This is a genomic window from Streptomyces sp. NPDC002088, from assembly GCF_040296605.1.
GTDB lineage: Bacteria > Actinomycetota > Actinomycetes > Streptomycetales > Streptomycetaceae > Streptomyces.
This window is the reverse complement of record NZ_JBEOXO010000006.1, coordinates 299,576-322,435: the sequence shown is the minus strand read 5'-3', so window position 1 is coordinate 322,435 and position 22,860 is coordinate 299,576. Positions and strand designations below refer to the sequence as shown.

Here is a 22,860-nt window from a genome sequence, read left to right as displayed (position 1 = left end):
GGACCCTCAGGGGGCGTCTCCTAGTACGCGCGGGACGGTCCCAGTGATCAGCCACGCGCGCGTGGCTGATCGGAAGCGGCCACGCGTGCGTGTACCCAGAAAAACGTCATGGACCGGGACGATGGTTCCACCGGGTGGCACAGCACACATCGCGGGCGGTGCGGTTCGCATCGACAGTGGGACCCATGCGTTTCTTCCGACCGGGCCTCCGAAGAACACGAGGGGCACGCGAGCGGCGGGTGCCGAGCGTCGTGCTGGTTCTGCTGGCCTGTCTGCCTGGATTCACCGCCGTCATCGCGCTGGCGCTGTGCGCGGGCGGTGTCGACAGCGCGGCGACGGCCGCCCTGGCCGCCCGGCCGGGGCGGCCGGACGTGGCCCAGCGTCCCGCCGGCCGGCACCTGGCGGACAAACCGCGCATCGTGCCGCGTGCGGCCTGGATGGACACCACCGCACCGCACTCCCAGCCGCCCCCGCGCTACGACGACAAGGTCCTCGCCGTCTTCGTCCACCACACCGACTCGCCCAACGGCTACGCCTGCGCCGACTCCCCCCGCATCATCCGCCACCTCTACGAGGGTCAGACGGGCGCCCGCCAGTGGGACGACATCGGCTACAACTTCCTCGTCGACCGCTGCGGCACGATCTACGAGGGCCGTGCGGGCGGCGTCGACCGCGCCGTCACCGGCGCCCACACCCAGGGCTTCAACCACCGCAGCGCCGGCATCGCCGCCATCGGCACCTTCACGGCCGGGGCCACCGTCCCCAAGGTGATGACCGACGCGATCGCGGCGCTGGCCGCCTGGAAGCTGGGCCTCGCCGACATCGACCCGCGCGCCTCCGTCCACCTGATCTCCAGCAACAGCCTCAGCCGCTACGCCGCCGGCCGCACCGCCACGCTCCCCGCCCTGGCGGGCCACAACGACGGCTACCCGACCAACTGCCCGGGCGCGGCCCTCAGTGCCCGGCTCCCGGACATCAGGCAGGCGGCGGCACGGCTGCAGGGCAGGACGTCCACAGGAACGCCATAGGCGGCACGCAGGGTCCACAGATCCCGGCCGCCTACGGTCATGGACAACACAAGCCGACTGGAGGTGGGGATCTCATGAGCAGCAGTCGTACGAACAGCCGTCCCGCGGAAGCCACGGAGCGGACGGCGGGCTGGGCCAGGGCCGCGCGCAGTCCCTGGGCGATGGTCTGCGCCGTCGCGACCGTCGTCCTGGGCCCGGCTGCGGTGACCGCGTCCGCCCTCGACCAGGCCAACCAGGCGCCGCTCCACCACGCGGTGAAGGCCGAGCAGACGCAGGCGTACATCCCGTCGGACCCGGGCCGCCGTCGGCTGTCCGTGTGAAGCTCAGTCCTGAACGTGAACCTCAGTCCCTGAACCGGTCCCACAGCTTGGGGTACCGCTCCGCGAGCGCGCTCTCGCTCTCGAAGTCGATCGGCGTGCCCTCGGGCTCCGCGGGCGCGGGCGGGATGCCCAGGTCCGGGGCGACGGTGCCGGTGAGCTGCTCGTACGCCTCGTCGGCCGCGTAGCCGAGCTCCTCGCCGTCGCCGTCGATCTCCTCGTCGAAGTCGTCCAGCAGGTCGGCCAGCGAGTCCGGGTCGTGCATCGCGCCCTCGAAGACGTCCCGGCCCTGGCCGATCAGCCAGCACCGGAAGAAGTCGAAGGCGTCGTCGCTGGCCCCGTCGAGCAGCACCCAGGCGGCGCCCCACAGATCCCAGGTGTAGGCGCGGTTGTAGCGGGACTCGAAGTGACGGGCGAAGTCGAGGACCGACTCCGGGTCCTGCTGGAGCAGGCGGTCCATGAGCAGGTCGGCCTGCTCCTCGGGATCGCCGTCGGCGGTCTCGCGGGCGGCGTCCACGAGCTCCCAGAACTCCATCTCGTCCATCACGGGTCCAGCATCGTGCCTGGCGCAGAGGGACGCACGTGGAGTGCGGCGGATTGTTATGGGCGGTACAGCCCGGCGAGCCGCGCCGCGTCCCGCGCGAACCGCTCCCGCAGCCCCTCCGGCGCCAGCACCTCGACCTCCGGCCCGAGCCCCGTGAGCTGCGTGTGCGCGACCTCCTCGGACTCCACCGGCAGGGTCACGGTCACCCAGCCATCACCGTCGGGGGCGCCGGCCGCCGCCAGTGCTTCCCGCGCGGACCGGGGACCGACGGCGTACGGCAACCTGCGCACCCCGTCCCCGGACAGCCGCACCACGACCTCGGCCCGCAGGATCGACCGCGCGAACTGCTCGGCCCGCTCCTCCCAGAAGGAGGGCAGATCGAACCGCTCGTCACGGGTGAAGCGCTCCTCGTCGGCGGCCACCGCCGTGAACCGATCGATCCGGTACACCCGGAAGGCCCCGTCGCCCGCCACCCGCGCGCACAGGTACCAGACACCCGCCTTGAGCACGAGCCCGTACGGCTCCAGCTCCCGTTCGACTTCCCGCTCCGCGCGCCGGTAGCGCGCGGTGATCCGCCGGTCGTCCCACATCGCGTCCGCCACGGCCGGCAGCAGCTCAGGCGTCTCGGGCTCCGCGAACCAGTTGGGCGCGTCCAGATGGAACCGCTGCGCCGCCGTACGGTAGGCGTCGCGCAGGGAGGGCAGCAGTGCCGCCGACACCTTCAGCCGGGCCGCCGAGGCCGCGTCCTGAAGCCCCATCTCCCGCAGCGCCCCCGGCACGCCGCTCAGGAACAGCGCCTCGGCCTCACCGCGGGCCAGCCCGGTCAGCCGAGTCCGGTACCCGCCGACCAGCCGGTACCCCCCGGCCCGCCCCCGCTCCGCGTACACCGGCACTCCCGCCTCCGACAGCGCCTGCGCGTCCCGTGTCACGGTCCGCTCCGACACCTCCAGTTCCCCGGCGAGTTCGGCGGCGGTCATGGCGGGCCGGGACTGGAGCAGCAGCACCATCTTGATGAGCCGGGCAGCGCGCATACGGCCATGATGCCGGGCCCCACTGACAGTGGAGGGGTACGGCGGTCGGTCGCCGTACCCCTCCACTGAGACCCGGTGTTACAGGCCGTACTTGTCCCGCGCTTCCTTCACCGCGGTCGCCTTGACCTCGCCGCGCCGGGCGAGCTGGGCCAGGGCCGCGACGACGACCGACTGGGCGTCGACGCCGAAGTGGCGGCGAGCCGCCTCGCGGGTGTCGGAGAGGCCGAAGCCGTCCGCGCCCAGGGACGAGTAGTCCTGCTCGACCCACTGCGCGATCTGGTCCGGGACCTGGCGCATGTAGTCGGAGACCGCGAGCACCGGGCCCTCGGCACCGTGCAGCGCCTGGCGGACGTACGGGACCCGCTCGTCGCCGCGCAGCAGGGCCGCGTCGGCCTCCAGCGCGTCGCGCCGCAGCTCGGTCCAGGACGTCGCGGACCACACGTCCGCCGCCACGCCCCACTCCTCGGCGAGCAGCTTCTGGGCTTCGAGCACCCAGTGGATCGCGGTGCCGGAGCCCAGCAGCTGGATGCGCGGGGCGTTGGCCACCGGCGAGAGCCCGGCCGACTCCGCCGTGTTGAAGCGGTACAGGCCCTTGATGATGCCCTCGTCGATACCGAGGCCGGACGGCTTGGCCGGCTGTGGCATCGGCTCGTTGTAGACGGTGAGGTAGTAGAAGACGTTCGGGTCCTCGCCCGGGGCCGCCTCGCCGTACATGCGGCGCAGACCGTCCTTGACGATCGTCGCGATCTCGTACGCGAAGGCCGGGTCGTAGGTCAGGGCCGCCGGGTTGGTCGCGGCGATGACGGGGGAGTGGCCGTCCGCGTGCTGGAGGCCCTCACCGGTCAGCGTCGTACGGCCGGCCGTGGCGCCGACGAGGAAGCCGCGGCCGAGCTGGTCGCCGAGCTGCCACATCTGGTCGGCCGTGCGCTGCCAGCCGAACATCGAGTAGAAGATGTAGAACGGGATCATCGCTTCGCCGTGCGTGGCGTACGCGGTGGACGCGGCGATGAAGTCGGCCATCGAACCGGCCTCGGTGATCCCCTCGTTGAGGATCTGGCCGTTCTTGGCCTCCTTGTAGTACATCAGCTGGTCGCGGTCGACCGGCTCGTACGTCTGGCCCTTGGGCGAGTAGATGCCGAGCGACGGGAAGAGCGACTCCATACCGAAGGTGCGCGCCTCGTCGGGAACGATCGGCACCCAGCGCTTGCCGGTCTCCTTGTCGCGGACCAGGTCCTTGATCAGGCGGACGAAGGCCATGGTGGTGGCGACGTTCTGGGAGCCGGAGCCCTTGTCGAAGGAGGCGAACGCCTTCTCCGCCGGGGTCGGCAGCGGCGCGAGGGCGTGCGTACGGCGGGCCGGGGCCGGGCCGCCGAGGGCCGCGCGGCGCTCCTGGAGGTAACGGACCTCGGGGGAGTCGGCGCCCGGGTGGCCGTACGGCACGACCCCGTCGACGAACTGGCTGTCCGAGATCGGCAGCTCCAGCAGGTCACGCATCGTCTTGAACTCGTCCACCGTCAGCTTCTTCATCTGGTGGTTGGCGTTCTTCGACGCGAAGCCCTCGCCCAGGGTGTGGCCCTTGACCGTCTGCGCCAGGATGACGGTCGGCGCGCCCTTGTGTTCGACGGCCGCCTTGTACGCGGCGTAGACCTTGCGCGCCTCGTGACCACCGCGGGAGAGGTGGAAGCACTCGAGGATCTTGTCGTCGCTCAGCAGCTTCGCCATCTCGGCGAGCGCCGGGTCCTTGCCGAAGAAGTCCTCGCGGATGTAGGCGGCGCCGCGGGTCTGGTACGTCTGCACCTGGGCGTCCGGTACCTCGCGCAGCCGGCGTACCAGCGCGCCCGTGGTGTCGAGCTGGAACAGCTCGTCCCAGGCGGTGCCCCACAGCGTCTTGATGACGTTCCAGCCGGCGCCGCGGAACTGGGCCTCCAGCTCCTGCACGATCTTGAAGTTCGCGCGGACCGGGCCGTCGAGGCGCTGCAGGTTGCAGTTGATGACGAAGGTCAGGTTGTCGAGACCCTCGCGGGAGGCGAGCGCGAGTGCCGCCGTCGACTCCGGCTCGTCCATCTCGCCGTCGCCGAGGAAGGCCCAGACGTGGGACGCGGAGACGTCCTTGATGCCGCGGTTGGTCAGGTAGCGGTTGAAGCGCGCCTGGTAGATCGCGGAGAGCGGGCCGAGGCCCATCGACACCGTCGGGAACTCCCACAGCCAGGGCAGGCGCCGCGGGTGCGGGTAGGAGGGCAGGCCGTTGCCGCCGGCCTCCTGACGGAAGTTGTCGAGGTGGTGCTCGCTGAGCCGTCCGTCGAGGAAGGCGCGGGCGTAGATGCCGGGGGAGGCGTGGCCCTGGATGTAGAGCTGGTCGCCCGAGCCGTCGGCCTCCTTGCCTTTGAAGAAGTGGTTGAAGCCGGTCTCGTACAGCCAGGCCGCGGAGGCGAAGGTGGCGATGTGACCGCCGACGCCGTGCTTCGCGCCGCGGGTCACCATGGCGGCCGCGTTCCAGCGGTTCCAGGCGGTGATCCGGCGCTCCATCTCCGGGTCACCGGGCGCGGACGGCTCGGCGGCGGTCGGGATGGTGTTGACGTAGTCCGTCTCGAGGAGCTTGGGCAGCGCGACGCCGTTGCCCTCCGCGCGCTCCAGCGTCCGGCGCATCAGGTACGCCGCACGGTGCGGTCCGGCCGCCTTGGCGACCGCGTCCAGTGAGGCCTGCCATTCGGCGGTCTCCTCCGGGTCACGGTCCGGGAGCTGGTCGAGCGCGCTCGGCTGGATGGCGTTGGGGTCGGTCATTTCGCCGCCTTCCTCAGTCGAAGGGGGTTCCCTATGAGGTGTTTCGGGTTTGCCCTTGGTCTTTGGCAGGACAGGGCATGGGCTCTGGTGGAAGCCCGTCGGAGACTCTAACTCGCTGATCGATGATCGATCAAAGGGTTGAGGGGCAAAACCTCTTGATTACGAGAAAGTCGGCACGGGGTGCCTGCGCCATAGGCACGCGGTGCCGTGTTTTTGGGGTGTTTCTCATAGGGTTTCCGCAGGTGAGCGCGTAGATGCTCGGCTGTGTCACGCCCGCGGCGCGCACCCCAGAACGTGAGCCTTCACCAGCTCCGCGATCCGCGGATCCCGGCGCCGGAACGCCTGCACCAGCTCCTCGTGCTCCTCGGCGTACGACTGCTGCACCGTCCCCAGCCAGCGGATCGACAGCGCGGTGAACACCTCGATGCCGAGCCCCTCCCAGGTGTGCAGCAGCACCGAGTTGCCGGCCGCCCGGACCAGCTCCCGGTGGAAGCCCACCGTGTGCCGTACCTGGGCCGTGCCGTCCGCCTTGCGGTCGGCCTCGTACAGCGCGGCGACATGCGGCTCCAGGGCCGAGCAGTCCTCCGACAGCCGCTCCGCCGCGAGCTCCGCCGCGATGGCCTCCAGACCGGCCCGGACGGGGTAGCTCTCCTCAAGGTCGGCCGCGGTCAGATTCCGCACCCGTACGCCCTTGTTCGGCGCGGACTCGATCAGCCGCAGCGACTCCAGCTCGCGCAGCGCCTCCCGCACCGGCGTCTGGCTGACCTCCAGCTCGGTCGCGATCCGCCGCTCCACGATCCGCTCGCCCGGCTGCCAGCGCCCGCTGACGATCCCCTCCACGATGTGCTCGCGGATCTGTTCGCGCAGCGAGTGGACGACGGGCGCGGTCATGAGAGCTCCTTAGGGAGAGGCCTACGGGCCCCCGGGGCGTTTGACGTTTAGACAATAAGGCCGCGGGCGCCTCCCGGAGGGGCGCATGGGGGCGCTTTCGCGCAGGTGAGACGAGGCTTACACGCTCCCACCAGGGCGTGACCCGTGACCTCCGCCCGCGCGACGGCCGACGGAAACGCCGGTGCCCCCGGCCGGAAAACTCCGGTCGGGGGCACCGTACGACTGCTCCTGAGGACTACAGCCCGAGCTCGACCTCGAACTCGCCGGCCTCCAGGATCGCCTTGACCGCGGTCAGGTAACGCGCGGCGTCGGCGCCGTCCACCAGACGGTGGTCGTAGGACAGGGTCAGGTACGTCATGTCGCGGACGCCGATGACCGTGCCCTCCTCCGTCTCGATGACGGCCGGACGCTTGACCGTGGCACCGATGCCGAGGATCGCGACCTGGTTCGGCGGCACGATGATCGTGTCGAAGAGCGCGCCGCGCGAGCCGGTGTTGGAGATGGTGAAGGTCGCGCCGGACAGCTCGTCCGGGGTGATCTTGTTGGCCCGCACCTTGCCCGCGAGCTCGGCGGTGGCCTTGGAGATACCGGCGATGTTCAGGTCGCCCGCGTGCTTGATGACCGGGGTCATCAGGCCCTTCTCGGAGTCCACCGCGATACCGATGTTCTCGGCGTCGAAGTAGGTGATCGTGCCCTCGTCCACGTTGATCCGGGCGTTGATGGCCGGGTGGGCCTTCAGCGCCTGGGCCGCCGCCTTCACGAAGAACGGCATCGGGGAGAGCTTGACGCCCTCGCGGGCCGCGAAGGAGTCCTTCGCCTGCGCGCGGAGCTTCATCAGGCGGGTGATGTCGACCTCGACGACCGAGGACAGCTGGGCCTGCTCGTGCAGGGCCTTGACCATGTTGTCGCCGATGACCTTGCGGATGCGGGTCATCTTGACGGTCTGGCCGCGCAGCGGGGAGACCTCGAGCGAGGGGGCCTTCTTGGCGGCCGGAGCGGCAGCGGCCGGAGCCGGAGCAGCGGCGGCGGCCTTCGCGGCCTCGGCGGCGGCGATGACGTCCTGCTTGCGGATACGACCGCCGACGCCGGTGCCCTTGACGGCGGCCAGGTCGACGCCGTTCTCGGCGGCGAGCTTGCGCACCAGCGGGGTCACGTAGGCACCCTCGTCGGTGGCCTGCGCGGCGACGGGTGCCGCAGCAGCCGGGGCCGGAGTGACCGGAGCCGGGGCGGCCGGAGCGGGGGCCGGGGCAGCCGGAGCCGGGACGGCGGCGACCGGGGCGGCCGGAGCCGGGACGGCGGCGACCGGGGCGGGCGCGGGAGCCGGAGCGGCGGGCGCCGGAGCCGCGGGGGCGGCCGGGGCGGGAGCCGGAGCGGCGGGCGCCGGAGCGGCCGGTGCCTCAGCCACGGCCGGGGTGGCGCCAGCCGCGCCGATGACGGCGAGCTTGGCGCCGACCTCAGCGGTCTCGTCCTCGGCGACCGTGATCTCGAGCAGCACACCGGAGACGGGCGCCGGGATTTCGGTGTCGACCTTGTCCGTGGAGACCTCGAGCAGCGGCTCGTCCTCCGTGACCTCCTCGCCGACCTCCTTCAGCCAGCGGGTGACGGTGCCCTCGGTGACGGACTCGCCGAGCGCCGGCAGGACCACGTCCGTGCCGGTGGCGCCACCGGCCGGAGCGGCCGGGGCCGCAGCGGGGGCGGGGGCGGCCGGGGCCGCGGCGACGGGCGCCGGGGCGGGCTCGGCAACCGGGGCCGGAGCCTCGGCGGCAGCGGGAGCCGGAGCGGCAGCGGGCGAACCCGTGCCGTCGTCGATGACGGCCAGCTCGGCGCCGACCTCGACGGTCTCGTCCTCGGCGACCTTGATGGAGGCCAGGACACCGGCGGCGGGCGAGGGGATCTCGGTGTCGACCTTGTCGGTCGAGACCTCGAGCAGCGGCTCGTCGGCCTCGACGCGCTCACCCTCGGCCTTCAGCCAGCGGGTGACAGTGCCCTCGGTGACGCTCTCACCGAGCGCCGGAAGGGTTACGGAAACCGCCATGGTTTCGGTTGCTCCTTACGAATTGCGGAAGTCTGTGTCGTCGCGTGGGTGACCGAGGGTCAGTCGTGCGAGTGGAGCGGCTTGCCGGCCAGGGCCAGGTGGGCCTCGCCCATCGCCTCGTTCTGCGTCGGGTGGGCGTGGATGAGCTGCGCGACCTCGGCCGGCAGCGCCTCCCAGTTGTAGATCAGCTGGGCTTCGCCGACCTGCTCGCCCATGCGGTCGCCCACCATGTGGACGCCGACCACGGCACCGTCCTTGACCTGGACGAGCTTGATCTCGCCCGAGGTGTTCAGGATCTTGCTCTTGCCGTTGCCCGCGAGGTTGTACTTCAGAGCGACGACCTTGTCCGCGCCGTAGATCTCCTTGGCCTTGGCCTCGGTGATGCCCACGGAGGCGACCTCGGGGTGGCAGTACGTCACCCGGGGGACACCGTCGTAGTCGATCGGGACGACCTTCTGGCCGGCCAGACGCTCCGCAACCAGCATGCCCTCGGCGAAGCCGACGTGCGCGAGCTGGAGCGTCGGGACCAGGTCGCCGACGGCGGAGATGGTCGGCACGTTGGTGCGCATGTACTCGTCGACCAGGACGTAGCCGCGGTCCATCGCGACGCCCTGCTCCTCGTAGCCGAGACCGGCGGAGACGGGGCCGCGGCCGACGGCCACGAGCAGCACCTCGGCCTCGAACTCCTTGCCGTCGGCGAGGGTGACCTTGACACCGTTCGCGGTGTACTCGGCCTTCGAGAAGAAGGTGCCCAGGTTGAACTTGATGCCGCGCTTGCGGAACGCGCGCTCAAGAAGCTTGGAGGAGTTCTCGTCCTCGACCGGAACGAGGTGCTTCAGGCCCTCGATGACGGTGACGTCCGAGCCGAAGGACTTCCACGCGGAGGCGAACTCGACGCCGATGACGCCGCCGCCCAGGATGATCGCGGACTGCGGCACGCGGTCCAGGACGAGGGCGTGGTCGGAGGAGATGATCCGGTTGCCGTCGATCTCCAGGCCCGGCAGCGACTTCGGCACGGAGCCGGTCGCCAGGAGGACGTGGCGGCCCTGGATCCGCTGACCGTTCACGTCGACGGAGGTCGGGGAGGACAGGCGGCCCTCACCCTCGATGTAGGTCACCTTGCGGGAGGCGATGAGCCCCTGCAGACCCTTGTACAGGCCGGAGATGACGCCGTCCTTGTACTTGTGGACGGCCGGGACGTCGATGCCCTCGAAAGTGGCCTTGACGCCGAACTGCTCGCTCTCGCGGGCCTGGTCGGCGATCTCGCCCGCGTGCAGCAGGGCCTTGGTGGGGATGCAACCCCGGTGCAGGCAGGTACCGCCGACCTTGTCCTTCTCGATCAGGGCGACGTCCAGACCCAGCTGGGCCCCGCGCAGGGCCGCGGCGTAACCACCGCTACCACCGCCGAGGATCACTAGGTCGAAAACGGTGCTGGCGTCGTTCGCCACGTCACGTCCTCCATGCATGTGCGCCACGCCGGTCTCCAGTGACCGGTCGGCGGCTGGTGTCCGGCCGCTCTGTTTCGGCCCTTCGGTGGGGGCCCTGTCCTGCCGAGCCCCATCTTCGCACTTGTAGGAGGCAGGCGAGACGCGGGGCCGGTGTGTGAGACACCCCACGCTCATTTGCAACGAGGGCAGACTGGTCCCGCTCAGGGGCGCGGGACTGTGCCGATCTGCGGCTACGCCGCGTGGGCGCGACCAGCTACGGGTCGGCCCGAGTGATCAGGCGCACAGTCCCCCGCACCCACAGGAACTAACCGAGGTCGCCCGCGGCCGTCAGCTCGGCCAGACGCACCAGCGTCCGCACCGCCGTGCCCGTACCGCCCTTCGGCGTGTAACCGAACGGCCCGCCCTCGTTGAAGGCCGGCCCGGCGATGTCGAGGTGCGCCCAGGTGACGCCCTCGCCGACGAACTCGCGCAGGAAGAGACCGGCGACCAGGCCGCCGCCCATCCGCTCGCCCATGTTCGCGATGTCCGCGGTGGGGGAGTCCATTCCCTTGCGCAGGTGCTCCGGCAGCGGCATCGGCCACGCCGGCTCGCCGACCTCCTCGGCGGCCTCGTGCACCGCGGAGCGGAACGCGTCGTCGTTCGCCATGATCCCGAAGGTGCGACTGCCGAGCGCCAGCATCATCGCGCCGGTCAGGGTCGCCACGTCCACGACGGCGTCCGGCTTCTCCTGGGAGGCGGCCCACAGCGCGTCCGCGAGGACCAGACGGCCCTCGGCGTCGGTGTTGAGCACCTCGACGGTCTTGCCGCTGTACATGCGCAGCACGTCACCCGGACGGGTCGCGGAGCCCGACGGCATGTTCTCCGCCAGCGCCAGCCAGCCGGTGACGTTGACCTCGAGGCCGAGCCGTGCGGCGGCGACCACCGCGGCGAAGACCGCGGCCGCACCGCTCATGTCGCACTTCATCGTCTCGTTGTGACCGGCCGGCTTCAGCGAGATGCCGCCCGAGTCGTAGGTGATGCCCTTGCCGACGAAGGCGAGGTGCTTGTCCGCCTTCGACGAGGTGTACGACAGCTTCACCAGGCGGGGACCGGCGGCCGAGCCCCGGCCGACGCCGAGGATGCCGCCGTAGCCGCCCTTCTCCAGGGCCTTCTCGTCGAGCACCTGCACCTTGAGGCCGTGCTCCTTGGCCGCGGCCTGTGCGATGGCGGCGAACGCCGCCGGGTCGAGGTCGTTCGGCGGCATGTTGATCAGGTCGCGGGCGCGGTTGAGCTCCTGGGCGACGGCCGTGGCGCGCTCGACCGCGGCCTTGTGCTCCTTGTCGCGGGGCTTGCCGCCGAGCAGCGAGGCCTCGGCGAGCGGGGCCTTGCCGGCCCGGGCCTTGGCGTCCTTGCCGTTGTCCTTGTAGGCGTCGAAGGAGTACGCGCCGAGCAGCACGCCCTCGGCGATCGTGCCGATGTCGGCGGCGTCGGTGAGCGGCAGCGCGAAGGCGGCCTTCTTGGCCCCGGTGAGGGTACGGGCGGCCACGCCGGCGGCCTTGCGCAGCGCCTCGGCGTCGTAGGAGGAGTCCTTCGCGGGCTCCGCGCCCAGCCCCACCGCCACCACGAGGGGTGCCTTGAAGCCCGTCGGTGCGGGCAGCTTCGTCACCTCGCCCTCGGCACCGGAGGCGCCGAGGGTCTCGAGGACGCCGGCGAGCCGGCCGTCGTAGGCCTGGTCCACGGCCTCGGCGCCCGGTGCGACGACCGGACCCTTCGGGCCCTTGGCGACACCGATCACGATGGCGTCGGCCCGCAGACCGGGCGCCGCGGCGGTGCTGAGAGTGAGAGCAGTCACGGTGGTGAAATCTCGCTTCCGATGTGAAGTTTCTGTGGTCGTTCTGTGTGGGTCGACCGGGCCCGACTGTCGACCCTAGATCCGGTCGGCGGGAGCGGTCTCCACCGGGGCCCTCACCGGTGCGGCGAACCGGTGCGGACACCTGGGAGGAGCCTACGCGCGTACGGGCGTCCGCTCATTCCGGCGGGCGTTCACCCGCCGGTGGCGTCCTGGTCACTTCCCGATCCTCGCACTCCGTGGCCTGAGTCACGCGCATCGGGTACAGATGAGCGCTTTTCGGTGCCTGGTGTCGGCGATCCTCCTGATGGCGGCCCGCCTTGCCAACCGGCTCCGTTACAACCACCTCATCGCCCAACTGGCCCACGAGCGTGGCATGTCGGTCGGTCCGAAGAGCGACCTCGACCAAATGCCCGACCTGGCCGACGACTTCGACTTCGCGGTCGACGAGCGGTCGATGAGCGGTCAACGAGCGGTCAACGAACAGTGCGCCGAGTCCCGGCGCCTGAAGATGAGTTCGTGCTCAAGAAGTGCGAACGGGGGGGCGCGGCGTCGCCCCTGCCGAGCCCGAGCCCGAGCCCGAACCCGGTCACCGTGGCACGGCGCAGCTTCGGCACGAACACCCCCCGATCGCGATCACCTGTCCGTGTACGGCGGAACAGATCAGCGACCGAGCGACTGGATCACGAACACAGCCGTCGCGGCCGTCTCCGCGAGGGCGCCGAACACGTCACCGGTGACCCCGCCGAAGCGGCGCGTGCAGCGGCGCAGCAGGAGTTCGGCGACGGCGGCTGCGGCGAGGACGGAGAGGGCCGTGCGGACGACGTCGTACGTCCCGAAGAGCGCGCCGCCGGTGCCGGAGGCGAGGACGACGACGGCCACCGCTCCCACCGCTCCGCGCACCGGAACCACCCCGGCGACCGCGGCCCCCAGCCCCTCCGGCCGGGCGGCCGGCACCCCGCCGCGTGCGGCCAGTGTCAGCACCAGCCGTGCGGCGGTCGCCGCGACGACGGCGGCGAGAGCGCCGCGGGCCCAGGAGTCGCCGTACGCCTGTGCCAGCGCGGCCACCTGCGCGAGCAGCACGAGGACGAGCGTGATCACCCCGAACGGCCCGATGTCCGACTGCTTCATGATCCGCAGTGCGTCCTCGGCGGGCTTGCCGCTGCCCAGCCCGTCGGCGGTGTCGGCCAGCCCGTCGAGATGCAGCCCGCGGGTGAGCACGGCCGGTACGGCGACGGTGGCGACGGCGGCGAGCAGCGGGCCGGCGCCGAGGAACAGCAGGAGCACACCGAGTGCGGCGGCGCAGACGCCGACCACCAGACCGGCCAGCGGAGCGCACAGCATGCCGCCGCGCGCGGCCTCCCGGTCCCACCGGGTCACCCGCACCGGGAGCACGGTCAGGGTGCCGAACGCGAAACGGAGGCCGTCCGGCCAGGTGGGGGTCTTGGGCACCGGCGCAGATTACCCGGCGGTCGGGAGAGTGCCCACGGCAGCCGTGGATAAAGTGCCTATATGGGACATTGGTTGCACCGGAACATCATCGAACCGGGCAAACTTCCGCTGCTCCTCGCCCTCACGTCCTTCGTCGTCACCTTCGTGGTCACCCGGGTCATCACCCGCACGATCCGGGCCGGAAAGGGTCCCTTCCGCAACGTCAAGGCCGGCGGCATGCACATCCACCACGTGGTGCCCGGTGTCGTGCTCACCGTCATCGGCGGCTTCGGGGCGGTCGCCAGCGGCCGGAACGGCTTCGGCTCGGTCCTGTGCGCGATCCTCTTCGGTGTCGGCGCGGGTCTCGTCCTGGACGAGTTCGCGCTGATCCTGCACCTCGACGACGTCTACTGGACCGAGGAGGGGCGCAAGAGCGTGGAGGTCGTGGTGGTCACGGCGGCCCTGGTCGGCCTGGTCCTCGCCGGCTTCGTCCCGTTCGGCGTCAACGACGTCTCCCAGGAGGAATTCCAGGACCGCGGCGGCGTCATCGTGACCGTCGCCACGAGCTTCCTCTTCTCCCTCGTCGCGCTGAGCAAGGGGAAGGCGCGTACCGCGATCTTCGGTGTGATCGTCCCCGTCGTCGCCCTGGTCGGCGCGATCCGCCTGGCCCGTCCCGGATCCCCCTGGGCCAAGCGCTTCTACCGCCGCCGCCCACGCGCCCGCGCCAGATCCCGCCTGCGCGCCTACCACCACGACCGTCGCTGGGCGGGTCCCCGCCGCGCCCTCGAGGACTGGATCGGCGGCAAACCCGACCCCCTGCCGACCCGGCTTCCCGGCCCGGGTCCGGGCCCTGGCGAGCGGTGAGGGTTTCGGTGGTGGGGTGGGGTTTCTCAGGGCGGGTTGGGCGGCGGGCCGGTGCCGGTGCCGGCCCGTTTCCCCGGGCCCCGGCCCAGGCCTGACGGTCGGTACAGTCCCGGTCCGCGGCCCCGTGGGCGGTGTCGTCGTGCCGAGGCGCCGCACAGCAGCACCGTCGCCGCGAGCGCCGCCAAGTGCTCCTTGCCGGCCAGGTTCTCCTTCAGGAGCACCTCGATGATTATCGCGAGGGCCACCGCACCCGCGGTCGCGTACGCGCCGTAGCGCCAGCCCAGGAAGATCGCCAGCCCCACCACGGCCGCCGACGGCCCGGTGTCCACGACGTGGGCGTCCGAGGCGGGCAGGCCCAGGGGGTGGTCGGGGCCGAGCCGGATGCCGAGGCGGGCGTAGAGCGTTCCGGCGAGGGTGGCGGCGTACGCGATGACCAGGGTCCGCGACCAGCCCAGACAGATCTCCGCGATCCCGAACACGAGCAGGAGCTGCGCGAGCGCACCCCACACCGGCAGGTCGAGCGCCGGAACGAACAGCGACAGGGGCGTACGGAGCAGGGCCGGCCAGAGCGGGTCCTCGGCACGCACGGCACCGATGTTCTGTACGAACCGGTAACCCCAGGACTGGTTCTGCACGACCTGTGCGACCGTCGTCAGGCACACCGCCCCGATGCTCATCGGGATCGCCCGCCAGTGCCGCTTCAGCAGCGGCTCCCGCACCGTGACGTACAGCAGGCCCCATTCGGCGTGGGCCCAGCGGGCGAGCCTGTTCATCCGGTGTTCCTCATCCCCGTGGTCTCATCTGTGCGTGTCCAGGTGCCTGCGGTGCAGCCACTTCGGCAGTCCCGGCGCTTCCAGGAACCCCTCCGCCCGCCCCGACGCGACGCCGATGCGCAGCAGATCCGCGCTCTTCTCGAAGAGCAGGAACCGCGGCTCCCAGATGGGCCGGTACTTGGCGTTGGCGCGGTACAGCGACTCGATCTGCCACCAGCGGGAGAAGAAGCTGAGCAGCGACCGCCACAGCCTCAGCACCGGCCCGGCGCCGAGACGCGCACCACGTTCGAAGACCGAACGGAACATGGCGAAATTGAGCGAGACCTGCGTGATCCTGATCTCGCGGGCCCGCCGCAGCAGCTCGATGACCATGAACTCCATCAGCCCGTTGTCGGAGTCCCGGTCCCGCCGCATGAGGTCGAGAGACAGCCCGTGCGGCCCCCACGGCACGAAGGAGAGCAGCGCCTTCAACTCCCCCTGCGCGTCGGTGCACTCGAGCATCACGCACCGCCCGTCCTCCGGGTCCGCGAGCCGGCCCAGCGCCATGCTGAACCCGCGCTCGGTCGCCCCGTCGCGCCAGTCGTCGGCGCGCCGGACGAGGTAGGCCATCTCGTCCGCGCCGATGTCCTCGTGGCGCCGGATCCGTACGCCGTAGCCCGCCCGCTTCACCCGGTTGTACGCCTGCCGCACGCTCCGCATGGCCCGGCCCTCCAGCGTGAACTCGGCGACCTCCACGATCGCCTCGTCCCCGAGTTCGAGCGCGTCAAGGCCGTGCCGCCGGTACACGGTCCCGGCCTCCTCGCTCGCCCCCATCACGGCCGGAATCCACCCGTGCACCCGGGCCTCGGCGAGCCACGGCTCGATGGCCCCCGGCCACGCCTCCGGGTCCCCGATCGGGTCCCCGGACGCCAGCGACACCCCGCCCACGACCCGGTAGGCGACCGCCGCCTTGCCCGTCGGCGACCAGACGACGCTTTTCTCCCGCCGCAGCGCGAAGTACCCCAGTGAGTCCCGCTCGCCCTGCTGTTCGAGCAGCACCCGCAGCCGTTTCTCGTCGTCCTCGGTGAGCGGGTCGACGGCGCGCCGGGAGCGGAAGGCGGCGTAGAACACGGCCGGCACCAGTGCCGTACTGAGTACGTTGACGGCGACGTTGGCCCAGTTGGGCGTCGAGATCCCCGGGAAGCGGGACTCGTCGGCCGCGACCGAGACCAGCCGCAGCGTCCCGTACCACCACCGCTCAGGGAACGTCGAACGGCCCGCGTCCGCCGCCTGGTTGGTGATGGTCACCAGCAGCGCGGCCAGCAGGGAGGAGAGCAGCAGCCCGCCGACGCCGACGACGGCGGCGAGCCGGGGATTGGCGCGGTCGCCCTTGGCGTAGAACTCGCGCCGCCCGACGAGGAGCACGCCGACGAAGGCCGCGGTGAGGCCCAGGGAGATCCAGTTCTGCGCGTACTGCCGGACCTCGGGGAACGCCATCGCGAGGGCGAACAGCAGCAGGAACGGCCCGCTGAGTCCGAGGTTCAGGATCCATGCGGCCCGCTTGCGGCGCCGCATGGTGACGGCCAGGAACGCGGTGAACACACCCGAGGCGAACCCGGCCGTCAGCAGGTACGGGGTGAAGAAGTTCTCCTGGTTGTGCCGCCGCACGTCCTGCCCCAGGGAGACCCACACCGCGCTGAGGAAGTTGACGAAGGCGACGGCCCGCAGGTACCAGACGGCGAGGCCGGCAGCCCGCCGCGAGACTCCGGTACTACGGCGATCCCGGACAGGCGCGATTCGGACATCTCCCATGAAGGGCGATCATATGGGGGTACCTCCCGTGAACCGCTCTTTCGCCGCCGCCCTTTCTGTTGGCTAGGCCTCCTGCTGCTCCGGCTCCTCCTCCTGCTCCTCCAGCTCCTCCTTCTTCGCCTCCGGCTTCTCCGGCAGCTCCGCCGCCAGTGCCGCCGCGGCCTGCACCAGGGGCAGTGCCAGCAGGGCCCCCGCCCCTTCGCCGACGGTCACCCCCTGATCCAGCAGCGGCTCCAGCGCCATCCGGTCCAGCGCCTTCGCCTGGCCCGGCTCCCCGCTGCTGTGCCCGGCCAGCCACCAGTCCGGCGCCCGGAACGCGACCCGCTGACCCACCAGCGCGCACGCGGCCGCCACGACCCCGTCCAGCACCACCGGCATCTTCCGCACCGCGCTCTGCAGCAGGAACCCGGTCATCGCGGCGAGGTCGGCGCCGCCCACCGTCGCCAGCAGTCGCAACTGGTCCCCGAGTACCGGCCGGGCCCGCCGCAGCGCGTCACGGATCGCCGCGCACTTGCGCATCCACGCGAGGTCGTCGATCGCGAGCCCGCCCCGCCCGGTCACCACGGACGCGTCGGTCCCGCACAGCGCGGCGACCAGCACCCCCGCCGCCGTGGTCCCGCCCACGCTCACATCGCCGAGCACCACCAGATCCGTACCGGAGTCGGCCTCCTCGTCGGCCACCGCGACGCCGGCCCGGAACGCGGCCTCCGCCTCCTCCAGGGTCAGCGCGTCCTCGACGTCGATGGACCCGCTGCCGCGCCGTACCCGATGCCGTACGACGTCCGCGGGCAGCGCGTCCGGCTCACAGTCCAGGGCCATGTCCACCACCCGTACGGGCACCCCCAGCCGGCGGGCGAGCACGGAGACGGGCCGGCCGCCCTCCAGTACCTCGCGCACCAGCTCCGCGGCACTGCCCGCGGGCCGTGCGGAGACGCCGCGTCCGGCGATCCCGTGGTCCCCGGCGAAGAGCACGACCCGCGGCTGTTCGACCGGGCGCACCGGCACGGCCGACTGCGCCGCGGCCAGCCACTCACCCAGGTCGTCGAGGCGCCCCAGCGATCCGGGCGGCACGATCTGGCGCTCCCGGCGCGCCTCGGCGTCGCGGCGCACCCCACCGTCGGGGCGCTCGATCAGATCGGTGAAGTCGTCGAGATTAAGCGAGCTCATTCGCCGAACAGTACCGGCACTGATCGAACGTGTCGGCGTCACATCGCCACCCCGTGGGCGCGACGTCGTTGCACCCAAGATCGCGATCCCATACGTTCCACTTTGCGGTGAATTGGCCAGCCTCCGATTCTGCCCCTGCCGTCGCCCTCTCGCCTCACCGGGAGCCGCACATGTCCTCGAAGCCCGTCCCGCCCCCTGTCCCGCACCCCGCCTCGCGTTCCGTCCCCCACCCGGCCGAGCACCGCCGCGCCCTCTACACCGCCGAACTCGCCCAGGGCACCGACCGCTTCCACGAGCCGCGCCGCGAGGACTGCCCCTGGTGCGGCTCGACCCGGCTGCGCACCCGCCTGCGCGCCCCCGACCTGCTCCAGGGGAAACCGGGCACGTTCGTCGTCGACAAGTGCGGGGACTGCGCGCACGCCTTCCAGAACCCCCGTCTGACCGCCGAAGGCCTGGCCTTTTACCACCGCGGCCTGTACGAAGGACGCCCCGAGGAGGTCGCCGTCCTCGCGGAACGTGCCCTCGGGGTTCGCGGCCGCCGCCGGCACCTGCGCGCCACCGCCCGCGCGATGCTGCGGTTCCCCGAGCCGGAGAGCTGGCTCGACGTGGGGACGGGCCACGCCCACTTCCCGGAGGTCGCGAACGAGGTGTTCCCCTACACCTCGTTCGACGGACTGGATCCCACGCCGCGGGTGGCGCGGGCCAGGGAGGCCGGCCGCGTCGAGGAGGCGTACGTGGGCCACCTGAGCATCCCGGAGATCACCACGCGGCTGCGCGCCCGCTACGACGTGGTGAGCATGCTCCACCACCTGCCACAGATCCCCCACCCCCGCGAGGAACTCCGCGCCGCCCTCACGGCCCTCCGCCCCGGCGGCCACCTCCTGCTCGAACTCCCCGACCCGCGCTGCGTGTTCGCGACCCTGCTGGGCAAGTGGTGGCTCCCGTACGGCCAGCCCCGCCACCTCCACCTGATCCCGCTGCCCAACCTGCGCACCGAACTCGAGTCCCAGGGCTGCACGATCGTCACCACCGACCGCCGCGCCTCCCACGTCCCGCACGACCTGGCCGCCGCGCTGGCCCTGGCCCTGACCCGGGCCCTCCCCACGCCGGACGCACCCTGGAGAGCGGTCCCGCCCGGCGAGTTCCAGCGCCGACTGCGCACGGCCCTGCTCGGGACGAGCACCCCCCTCGTCGCCGCGGCGGCAACCCTCGACCACACTCTGGCCCCGCTGCTCCGCCGCACCCGCTTCGCGAACACGTACCGCGTCATCGCCCGCAGGAACTGAACCCCGCCTCGACGCTCGCGCTCATCCGCGCAGCACCAGCGCCTGCCCCGCCACCACCAGCAGCACCTGCTCACACTCACCGGCGAACGCCGCGTTCAGCCGCCCGAGTTCGTCCCGGTACCGCCGCCCCGACGCCGTGGCCGGCACGATCCCCGACCCCACCTCGTTCGACACGGCGACAACGGTCCGCCGGGTGGCGCGCACCGCCGCCGTCAACTCCCGCACCCGCTTCCGCAGCGCCCGCTCACCGCCGTCCGCCCACACCGCGTCGTCCCACGCCCCGACCGAGTCCATCGCGTCCGTCAGCCACAGCGACAGACAGTCGATCAGCAGCGGCGCCCCGTCCTCCGCCAGCAGTGGCACCAGGTCGCACGTCTCCACCGTCCGCCACGACCCCGGACGCCGCTCCCGGTGCGCCGAGACCCGCTCCGCCCACTCCTGGTCGCCGCTGCGCGAACCGCCCGTGGCGACGTACAGCACGTCGGGAAAGGCCTCCAGCCTGCGCTCGGCCTCCACCGACTTCCCGGACCGCGCGCCGCCCAGCACCAGCGTCCGCCGCGGTACGTCCGGTACGTCCTCGTACACCCCCACGGTCAGCGTCGACCCGTCCGGCACCGCCCGCGCTCCGGCCGCCGCGAGCCGCCGCCGCAACTCGGGCCCCGGCGGCACATCGTGGTCGAGGTGGACCGCCACGACGTCGGTCGTCGCCCCCACCGCCCCCACCGCCCGCAGCTTCGCGAGCGCGTCCGGCCGCCCCACGACATCGCTGAGCACCATGTTGTACGGCGCCGACAGCTCGCTTCCCTCCTCCAGCCCCGCCGGCGCACACCCCGGCGGCAGATACAGCAGCCGCAGCCCGTCCGGCCCGGTCACCGCGTACCCCGTGCCGGGCGCGTCCATCGCCACCGCCCGCACCCGATGCCCCGTCAGCAGCGCCAACTCCCGCCCGTCCGGCACCCGCCCGGGCTGCGGCAGCCCCACCGGCACCTCCAGCGCGGGCCCGTTGTGCGGATGCGACAGCAGCACCTGCCGTACGCCGCCCAGCGAAAGCCCCGCACGCGCCGCCGCGAAGACCGCGCCGGGCGTCAGGTCCAGCAGCAGCGTGCCGTCCACGAGCAGCGCGGTGGCCGCCCGCGCATCCGCGCCGAGCGCGTACGCGCAGGCAGCGCAGGGACAGTCGGGGCGGGGGAGTCCCGCGGGGGCACCGGTGCCGAGCAGAGTCAGTTCCACGGACCCGATTTTCCCGTGTCGCCGGAGACAGCGCGCGTCCAGGTGCGGCCGGGCCGCGTGGGCGCGTCCGGCCGCGGATGAGCCGCAGCCGCGAACAACCCGCACTCCTCTGACCTCGCAACCGGCGGAGCGCATAGGCTCAGGGCAGGAGCCGGACCAAGATCCGGCTTCTGCTCTGCATGTGCTCACATCTGGGAGGCGTACATGGCGGCATGGCTGTGGCGGTTCGAGAAGGCCGACGGGACAGAGGTCCAGCCCGCGGTGCAGCCCGAGGAGTTCACGACGCAGGGGGACGCCGAGTCCTGGATCGGGGAGGTCTGGAAGGACCTGCTCGAAGGTGGCGCGGACCAGGTGCGGCTGTTCGAGGACTCGACGGAGATCTACGGGCCGATGAGCCTGCACGCCGAGGAGTCCTGAGCCCTGGGGCGAGGGCTGCCGGCCGGCCCTCGCCCGCCTCACTGCTCGCCCAGCGTCACATCCACCGTCTTCTCGATGCCGTTGCGTGTGAACGTCACCGTGGTCCTGTCGCCGGGCTGGTCCGCCACCAGTGCCTCCGACAGTGAGGTGATCGACGTGACGGCCACGCGGCCCAGCCTGGTGATGATGTCCCCGGGCTCGATGCCGGCCTTGTCGGCGGCGCCGCCGGTCTTCACCTCCACCACCGCGACCCCGGCGGCCTGGTAGGTCTCGTCGACGACCGTACGGCCGACGATGCCGAGCGCCGCCCGGCCCGAGTCGGTGACCTTGCCGTCCCTGACGATCTGGTCGGCGATCGTCTGCACCATCGACGCGGGGATCGCGAACCCGATCCCGGGCGCCGCACCGCCCCCGATGTCGGGGTCGGTGGCGGCGAGCGTCGGGATGCCGATGACCTGGCCGTCGAGGTTGACGAGCGCGCCCCCGCTGTTGCCGGGGTTGATGGCCGCGGAGGTCTGCACCATGTTGCCGATGGTGGCTCCGGTGCCCCCACCCGTCCGCCCCTCGCTGACCGTCCGCCCCGTCGCGGACACGATGCCCTGGGTCACGCTGGACGACAGCCCGAGCGGCGAGCCCATGGCCAGCACGATCTGCCCCACCTCGACCTTGGCGGAGTCCCCCAGGGTCGCGGCCTTCAGCCCCTCCGGCACCTGGTCGAGCTTGATGACGGCGAGGTCCTGCTCCGGGTACGAGTAGACGAGGCTCGCGGTCAGCGGGTCCTCGCTGTTGGCGGTCGTCACCTGGAAGGACTTCTCGTTCCCCACCACGTGCGCATTGGTGACGATGTGCCCCTTGTCGTCGTAGACGACCCCCGACCCCAGGTCACTTCTGGCCTGGATCTGCACGACCGACGGCAGAACGTCCTTGATCACCCTCTGGTAGTCGCTCTGCAGGTCGCTGCCCGACCTGGGCACGGCGGCCGCCTCCGCGGCTGTCTGCCTCGTCGAGTCCTCCTCCTTGCCCGGCGAACCGGACTCGGAACACCCGGAGACCAGCACGGCGAAGCAGACGAGAGCGACCACCCGACGGGCACGCGCAAGAGAAGCGTCCATGCCCCGAGTCTCTCTTCGGAGTGAATATCCGGCTTGCCCTGCTCGCCCGAACGAGCACACCCACCGAGGCCGGCCCCGCACCCGGCAAGGACTCAGTCCGGCACCCGCCGAGGACTCAGCCCCGCACCCCGCACAGATGCAGCAGCGCCGCGACGCCCCGATACGGATCCGTCCGCCCGGCCCGTTCCTCGGCCGCCAGGAGCGTCTCGACGTCGGCGGGTGATTCGGCGCCGTCCGCCGCGGTGTCCGTGAAGACCCGCACTCCGTACCAGGCGTGCAGGGGTGCGCCGATGCCGGCGAGTGTGGCGGTCAGTGTGGCGAGGCGGTCCGCGCGTACATCGAGGCCGAGCCGGTTGCGGTACGCCGTGGTGTCGAAGGCGCCCAGTGCTCCCGCCCAGTCCCCGGACAGGCCAGGCCGCATCGCGAGCGCGTCCGCGTTGCGCACCAGCAGCGACAGCAGGCCGCCCGGCGCGAGCATGCGCGCGAGCCCGGCCACCAGCGGGTCGGGCTCCTCGACGTACATGAGGACGCCGTGGCAGAGCACGACGTCGAAACTGCCCGGCAGGAAGTGCACCCCGGTGTCCCGGCCGTCGCCCTCGATGATCCGCATGCGGTCGCGGATCCCCTCCGGCTCCGACGCCAGTGTCTCCCGCGCGGTCGCGACCATCTTCGCGTCCTGTTCGAGCCCGGTCACCTGGTGCCCGGCCCGGGCCAGCCGCAGCGCCTGCGTGCCCTGGCCCATCCCGACGTCCAGCACGCGCAGCCGCTGCCCGACGGGAAACCGCCCGGCTATCTGCTCATCGAGCTGCCGAGCCACCAGCTCCTGCCGTACGACGTTCCGCAGCCCGCCCAGCTTGCTCAGCCAGGCATCGGCGGCGCCCCCGGA

At 71.9% G+C, this 22,860-nt stretch carries 19 protein-coding genes and 1 pseudogene; 6 read left to right on the top strand and 14 right to left on the bottom strand.

Going from position 1 to position 22,860, the window contains the following annotated elements:
• Nucleotides 1–185: 185 nt before the first annotated feature.
• Together ABT114_RS15840 and ABT114_RS15835 are read left to right on the top strand one after the other, a co-directional pair.
• Nucleotides 186–1,028, top strand: a complete 843-nt coding sequence (locus tag ABT114_RS15840) for a peptidoglycan recognition protein family protein (RefSeq protein WP_351142771.1) — start codon at nt 186–188, stop codon at nt 1,026–1,028.
• Nucleotides 1,029–1,102: 74 nt separating this feature from the next.
• Nucleotides 1,103–1,348: a hypothetical protein gene (locus ABT114_RS15835; protein ID WP_351142769.1), complete on the top strand. Its 246-nt coding sequence runs from the start codon at nt 1,103–1,105 to the stop codon at nt 1,346–1,348.
• 22 nt (nt 1,349–1,370) lie between these two features.
• On the opposite strand, the gene ABT114_RS15830 is transcribed toward ABT114_RS15835, so the two are convergent.
• From ABT114_RS15830 to ABT114_RS15800, 7 genes are all read right to left on the bottom strand, one after another.
• The gene (locus ABT114_RS15830; protein WP_351143011.1) at nt 1,371–1,889 is read right to left on the bottom strand and encodes a DUF4240 domain-containing protein; all 519 of its coding nucleotides are present in this window, start codon (nt 1,887–1,889) and stop codon (nt 1,371–1,373) included.
• 56 nt (nt 1,890–1,945) lie between these two features.
• Nucleotides 1,946–2,920, bottom strand: a complete 975-nt coding sequence (locus ABT114_RS15825) for a helix-turn-helix transcriptional regulator (RefSeq protein WP_351142767.1) — start codon at nt 2,918–2,920, stop codon at nt 1,946–1,948.
• Between the two features lie 78 nt (nt 2,921–2,998).
• Nucleotides 2,999–5,701, bottom strand: a complete 2,703-nt coding sequence (aceE, locus tag ABT114_RS15820; RefSeq protein ID WP_351142765.1) for a pyruvate dehydrogenase (acetyl-transferring), homodimeric type — start codon at nt 5,699–5,701, stop codon at nt 2,999–3,001.
• A gap of 267 nt (nt 5,702–5,968) precedes the next feature.
• Nucleotides 5,969–6,592 (bottom strand): GntR family transcriptional regulator, encoded by a 624-nt coding sequence (locus tag ABT114_RS15815; protein WP_351142763.1) that lies wholly within the window; start codon nt 6,590–6,592, stop codon nt 5,969–5,971.
• Between the two features lie 235 nt (nt 6,593–6,827).
• Entirely contained in the window at nt 6,828–8,627 is a 1,800-nt protein-coding gene (sucB, locus tag ABT114_RS15810; protein WP_351142761.1) for a 2-oxoglutarate dehydrogenase, E2 component, dihydrolipoamide succinyltransferase, read from the bottom strand.
• A 59-nt stretch (nt 8,628–8,686) separates the two neighbouring features.
• Complete coding sequence (gene lpdA, locus ABT114_RS15805) at nt 8,687–10,075, bottom strand: dihydrolipoyl dehydrogenase (RefSeq protein WP_351142759.1); 1,389 nt, start codon at nt 10,073–10,075, stop codon at nt 8,687–8,689.
• A 304-nt stretch (nt 10,076–10,379) separates the two neighbouring features.
• Nucleotides 10,380–11,906, bottom strand: a complete 1,527-nt coding sequence (locus ABT114_RS15800; protein ID WP_351142757.1) for a leucyl aminopeptidase — start codon at nt 11,904–11,906, stop codon at nt 10,380–10,382.
• A 265-nt stretch (nt 11,907–12,171) separates the two neighbouring features.
• Here ABT114_RS15800 and ABT114_RS15795 point away from each other — a divergent pair.
• Nucleotides 12,172–12,381: pseudogene (locus ABT114_RS15795) on the top strand (endo alpha-1,4 polygalactosaminidase); the annotation flags it as partial.
• A 185-nt stretch (nt 12,382–12,566) separates the two neighbouring features.
• Here the strand turns inward: ABT114_RS15795 and ABT114_RS15790 are convergent.
• Entirely contained in the window at nt 12,567–13,355 is a 789-nt protein-coding gene (locus ABT114_RS15790) for an adenosylcobinamide-GDP ribazoletransferase (protein ID WP_351142755.1), read from the bottom strand.
• A 60-nt stretch (nt 13,356–13,415) separates the two neighbouring features.
• On the opposite strand from ABT114_RS15790, the gene ABT114_RS15785 reads away from it, so the two are divergent.
• Complete coding sequence (locus ABT114_RS15785) at nt 13,416–14,198, top strand: hypothetical protein (protein WP_351142753.1); 783 nt, start codon at nt 13,416–13,418, stop codon at nt 14,196–14,198.
• A gap of 26 nt (nt 14,199–14,224) precedes the next feature.
• Here ABT114_RS15785 and ABT114_RS15780 read toward each other — a convergent pair whose 3' ends face one another.
• The 3 genes from ABT114_RS15780 to cobT form a co-directional block, all read right to left on the bottom strand.
• Nucleotides 14,225–14,971 carry a hypothetical protein gene (locus ABT114_RS15780; RefSeq protein WP_351142751.1) on the bottom strand — a complete coding sequence of 249 codons (747 nt, stop codon included), beginning with the start codon at nt 14,969–14,971 and terminating at the stop codon, nt 14,225–14,227.
• Nucleotides 14,972–14,995: 24 nt separating this feature from the next.
• Nucleotides 14,996–16,762 carry a phosphatidylglycerol lysyltransferase domain-containing protein gene (locus tag ABT114_RS15775; RefSeq protein ID WP_351142749.1) on the bottom strand — a complete coding sequence of 589 codons (1,767 nt, stop codon included), beginning with the start codon at nt 16,760–16,762 and terminating at the stop codon, nt 14,996–14,998.
• Nucleotides 16,763–16,825: 63 nt separating this feature from the next.
• Nucleotides 16,826–17,929, bottom strand: a complete 1,104-nt coding sequence (gene cobT, locus ABT114_RS15770) for a nicotinate-nucleotide--dimethylbenzimidazole phosphoribosyltransferase (protein WP_351142747.1) — start codon at nt 17,927–17,929, stop codon at nt 16,826–16,828.
• Between the two features lie 170 nt (nt 17,930–18,099).
• Here cobT and ABT114_RS15765 point away from each other — a divergent pair, with 170 nt between their 5' ends.
• A complete protein-coding gene (locus tag ABT114_RS15765; RefSeq protein ID WP_351142745.1) occupies nt 18,100–19,215 on the top strand; it encodes a class I SAM-dependent methyltransferase in 1,116 nt (371 codons plus the stop codon).
• Between the two features lie 21 nt (nt 19,216–19,236).
• Here the strand turns inward: ABT114_RS15765 and ABT114_RS15760 are convergent, their stop codons facing one another.
• Nucleotides 19,237–20,445 carry a bifunctional adenosylcobinamide kinase/adenosylcobinamide-phosphate guanylyltransferase gene (locus ABT114_RS15760; protein WP_351142743.1) on the bottom strand — a complete coding sequence of 403 codons (1,209 nt, stop codon included), beginning with the start codon at nt 20,443–20,445 and terminating at the stop codon, nt 19,237–19,239.
• A 204-nt stretch (nt 20,446–20,649) separates the two neighbouring features.
• On the opposite strand from ABT114_RS15760, the gene ABT114_RS15755 reads away from it, so the two are divergent.
• Entirely contained in the window at nt 20,650–20,862 is a 213-nt protein-coding gene (locus ABT114_RS15755) for a hypothetical protein (protein ID WP_351142741.1), read from the top strand.
• Nucleotides 20,863–20,900: 38 nt separating this feature from the next.
• Here ABT114_RS15755 and ABT114_RS15750 read toward each other — a convergent pair whose 3' ends face one another.
• Nucleotides 20,901–21,974 carry a S1C family serine protease gene (locus ABT114_RS15750; protein ID WP_351142739.1) on the bottom strand — a complete coding sequence of 358 codons (1,074 nt, stop codon included), beginning with the start codon at nt 21,972–21,974 and terminating at the stop codon, nt 20,901–20,903.
• 115 nt (nt 21,975–22,089) lie between these two features.
• Entirely contained in the window at nt 22,090–22,791 is a 702-nt protein-coding gene (locus ABT114_RS15745; protein ID WP_351142737.1) for a class I SAM-dependent methyltransferase, read from the bottom strand.
• Nucleotides 22,792–22,860 lie beyond the last annotated feature (69 nt).

What these genes read in the sequence shown, in the direction of transcription:
- ABT114_RS15750 (WP_351142739.1), bottom strand. Translation starts at nt 21,974, where the DNA reads ATGGACGCTTCTCTTGCGCGTGCCCGTCGGGTGGTCGCTCTCGTCTGC.
- sucB (WP_351142761.1), bottom strand. Translation starts at nt 8,627, where the DNA reads ATGGCGGTTTCCGTAACCCTTCCGGCGCTCGGTGAGAGCGTCACCGAG.
- ABT114_RS15765 (WP_351142745.1), top strand. Translation starts at nt 18,100, where the DNA reads ATGTCCTCGAAGCCCGTCCCGCCCCCTGTCCCGCACCCCGCCTCGCGT.
- ABT114_RS15815 (WP_351142763.1), bottom strand. Translation starts at nt 6,592, where the DNA reads ATGACCGCGCCCGTCGTCCACTCGCTGCGCGAACAGATCCGCGAGCAC.
- cobT (WP_351142747.1), bottom strand. Translation starts at nt 17,929, where the DNA reads ATGAGCTCGCTTAATCTCGACGACTTCACCGATCTGATCGAGCGCCCC.
- ABT114_RS15830 (WP_351143011.1), bottom strand. Translation starts at nt 1,889, where the DNA reads ATGGACGAGATGGAGTTCTGGGAGCTCGTGGACGCCGCCCGCGAGACC.
- ABT114_RS15825 (WP_351142767.1), bottom strand. Translation starts at nt 2,920, where the DNA reads ATGCGCGCTGCCCGGCTCATCAAGATGGTGCTGCTGCTCCAGTCCCGG.
- ABT114_RS15780 (WP_351142751.1), bottom strand. Translation starts at nt 14,971, where the DNA reads ATGAACAGGCTCGCCCGCTGGGCCCACGCCGAATGGGGCCTGCTGTAC.
- ABT114_RS15835 (WP_351142769.1), top strand. Translation starts at nt 1,103, where the DNA reads ATGAGCAGCAGTCGTACGAACAGCCGTCCCGCGGAAGCCACGGAGCGG.
- ABT114_RS15755 (WP_351142741.1), top strand. Translation starts at nt 20,650, where the DNA reads ATGGCGGCATGGCTGTGGCGGTTCGAGAAGGCCGACGGGACAGAGGTC.
- ABT114_RS15840 (WP_351142771.1), top strand. Translation starts at nt 186, where the DNA reads ATGCGTTTCTTCCGACCGGGCCTCCGAAGAACACGAGGGGCACGCGAG.
- aceE (WP_351142765.1), bottom strand. Translation starts at nt 5,701, where the DNA reads ATGACCGACCCCAACGCCATCCAGCCGAGCGCGCTCGACCAGCTCCCG.
- ABT114_RS15775 (WP_351142749.1), bottom strand. Translation starts at nt 16,762, where the DNA reads ATGGGAGATGTCCGAATCGCGCCTGTCCGGGATCGCCGTAGTACCGGA.
- ABT114_RS15785 (WP_351142753.1), top strand. Translation starts at nt 13,416, where the DNA reads ATGGGACATTGGTTGCACCGGAACATCATCGAACCGGGCAAACTTCCG.